This window comes from uncultured Helicobacter sp., assembly GCF_937893305.1.
GTDB lineage: Bacteria > Campylobacterota > Campylobacteria > Campylobacterales > Helicobacteraceae > Helicobacter_D.
In genome coordinates, this window is record NZ_CALBGN010000005.1 from 1 (window position 1) to 2,927 (window position 2,927).

Annotated in this window: 4 protein-coding genes; all 4 read right to left on the reverse strand. The window is 31.2% G+C overall.

Annotation, left to right across the window (positions count from 1 at the left end):
- Positions 1 to 139: 139 nt before the first annotated feature.
- Positions 140 to 1,348 (reverse strand): baseplate J/gp47 family protein, encoded by a 1,209-nt coding sequence (locus Q0358_RS01065; RefSeq protein WP_299546116.1) that lies wholly within the window; start codon positions 1,346 to 1,348, stop codon positions 140 to 142.
- Positions 1,341 to 1,667 carry a hypothetical protein gene (locus tag Q0358_RS01070; protein WP_299546118.1) on the reverse strand — a complete coding sequence of 109 codons (327 nt, stop codon included), beginning with the start codon at positions 1,665 to 1,667 and terminating at the stop codon, positions 1,341 to 1,343. Before Q0358_RS01070 ends, Q0358_RS01065 begins: the two co-directional genes overlap by 8 nt.
- A 1-nt stretch (position 1,668) precedes the next feature.
- On the reverse strand, positions 1,669 to 2,346 hold the full coding sequence (locus Q0358_RS01075) for a hypothetical protein (RefSeq protein ID WP_299546120.1): 678 nt from the start codon (positions 2,344 to 2,346) through the stop codon (positions 1,669 to 1,671).
- Positions 2,347 to 2,927 (reverse strand): hypothetical protein (locus Q0358_RS01080; RefSeq protein WP_299546122.1); only part of this gene is annotated, 581 nt, incomplete at its 5' end. It lies immediately after the preceding gene.

The following is a 2,927-nucleotide window of genomic DNA, read 5'->3' on the forward strand; positions in this document are numbered from 1 at the left end:
AAAATATACATCTCAAATAATTTTACTAAATCATCAAGCAATGTTTCATTATTTGTGTTCCTAAATTGTGCTTGTATATCATTAATAACTTCTTTTAGCCCTATTCCGTTAAAATAAGCTTCGTTAAACATTATCGCCCTTAGTCTTGCGCTAAAATCTCTATATCATTAAATGAAATTGTAGGTGCTTCTGTAAATTGTAATTGTATGCTATTATAACCTAAATTTTCGTTTTTCTTAGAGAACATTAAATCTTTTATAAAGGTTTTATTCTGAAATTTATTGTAACTTTCCTGGATTAAATTAGGTTGTGTTATTAAATACCCAAAATCTACATTATTAAAATAATCTACAATATTTTCCTTAACAATTTTTGCAAAATCTTCTGGCGGATTGTGCAAAGCGGCAACAATTATTTTAACTTTCATTGCAATATAAGAAGGGCGAAAGAAAGAATAAATATATTTTTCTTTATTATCCCATATTTCTACTTCTGCATCCCCAACCATACCGCTACCGGTCCCTTTTGAGTAAAGTATTGCGTTGGCTATATCCAAATCTTTACCACCTTCAACAACGATTCCGAAACAATGAGATGGGATTGTGGTCCCTTTGATAGTTTCTTCAACATCTGTGATATTTTCATAACCGCTAACCCTAGAAACTCCACTTACTGCATTAACATTTGCTAGAATACTCCTAAAACTGCCACTTAAAGCAGTGCTTCCATATTTTAAAGCTCTTAACCATAATTGCGTATCAGTTTCTTTTTTTGTGCCTTTTGTTGCTTGTGTCTTATTTTCTACTCTCTCCACCCCGTCCACAATAGTTACAATTTGAGTAATTTTATTTTCTAGCGCAACATGGTCATTAATCTCAGTCGCATAAAAGATTATTTCTAAGCTTCCATTAGTTCCTATTTTAGAAGGCTTTGATATTATATAATCTTGTGTTCCGTCGCTAATCAAAAAGTCGGCAGGGATTTCAGTGTCTGCAACTCCTGTTATTTCAATCAAAGCGCTTGATGGTGTCCCTTGCTTCCTTTTAAGCCTGAAAATATTCCAAGCCCAATAATCTAAAAAAATGCCACTACCGCCTAAAAAGAAAGATGTCCCGCAAGCCTCTAAGTAGTCTATGCAAGCGTTAAAAGATTGGGTTAATGTAGTAATTTGTTGTCCCTGTGGGGTCGAAGCGTTAAGATTTAAATTAGGAAAATTCTTTAAATATACTTTTTCTATTTGAGATTTAATTTCATCAGTATATTTAAATTCTAATCTTTGAGAATCAGGGTTATAAGAGAAAAGGTTAATGCCTAGCTCTATATCTTGTTTTATTTTACTTTCAAACATCAATCACCCCTTCTGTTGTGTAAATAGTAGCTTTAATTTGTAACTTATCTTCAACAATTGCTAGCTGTATATTCTTAACATTTCTAATTCTATCATCTTCTAATAATCTTTGCCTAACTCTATTTTGCATTAAGCTTAAATTGTTTTCATTAGCTAAATTATACCATTCTATACCTTCAGGCAGAAATAATGGATTTTCAGTCTGGAACATTAATAATAATGTTTTCGCGTCTTGTTTAATTGCTTCTAATCCGCTTTTTAATACAAAATCATTAGTTACAATCAGATTGTTATTATTATCAAGATAAAAAGTATCCATTTTAATCCTTAAATAATTGATTTAAAGATTGCCCCCAACTATTAAACCGCCCTATCATATCGGGGCTGTTTGTTAGTCTTTTACCTGTATAGCTGTCCCCCTCTGTTTTGCTACTTGTAAGACTCTCTAATAATCCCGCTAATTCTAACAATTTCTTCTTTAAAGTTGTGTTCTCTGATTGTATTGTAATTAATCTAGCCTTTAAAATTCCTATTTCGTTATTATTAAATTCTAATTTACACGCTTTCGTGTCTGATTCTATAATATAATTCACATCATCATTATTACGACTTTTAAACATTGATAAAGGCAAATAAATACAATCGTTAATATCTTTATAACGATTATTTGTTTCTATCCCGCCTACCCCATTAAGTTTATATGGAGTTATATCACTCTCTAAAACGATAACTAGCCCAATATCTCCTATTGCTAATTTATGTTGTATTTGCCATTTTTGAGAATAATTAAAACCCACCAAAACATTATTTAGGGTTACGATTGCTTCTTTCTCACTATGTTTTATTATTTTCTGGAAGCTTATTTTATTTTCGTTAATTTTTACAATCTTTGCCAGAAAAGAAGTCTTTAGGGCTTTGATGTTATCATTAATTAGATTTTGTATTGCCGTCCCTAAATCCGAACTTTCTCCGCTTTTTATCAGGTTTTCATATTCCATTTATTTGCTCCTTTGTAGAATTAGTTCAGACTCCCATAAATCGCCCATATTGCTCCCTTTGTGATTAATTTCATTAATTCTATATCTCCCATCAAAATCTTTTAAAACTTCGTTTTTTAGGTCTATATACCCGCCTGCTTTTAAAGATGGATTCAGTAAAGATTTAACATTGCAACCAATCCAAGTCGGTTTAGGTTTGCCAATAAGCCCCGTTTCACGGCTTAATACTTTTCTATTAATGCTGTTGCTGTTTTTCTTTTGCACTTTTAGAGAAGCGCCTATGTTGTCTATAAAAATATCTAAATCTTTATAAAATTCTCTTAATTTTTCTATATATTGATAAGGGCTTCCTAGAAATGAAAAATCCGTTATAACTCTTTTCCCAATATCTTTTCCGTAATCTATGCTTAACCCATTTTTCTTCGCACACTCTTCACAAATAATTTTAAAGTCAATGTTGCCATTTAAGCTCGTTTGAATGGAATTATTTGTTAAATTGTTTTGTATTCCACCTGTGATTTTTAAATTTATGCTTTTATCTACGGATTCAAAATTAGCGTCTGCTTCGTTAATGTTTCCAT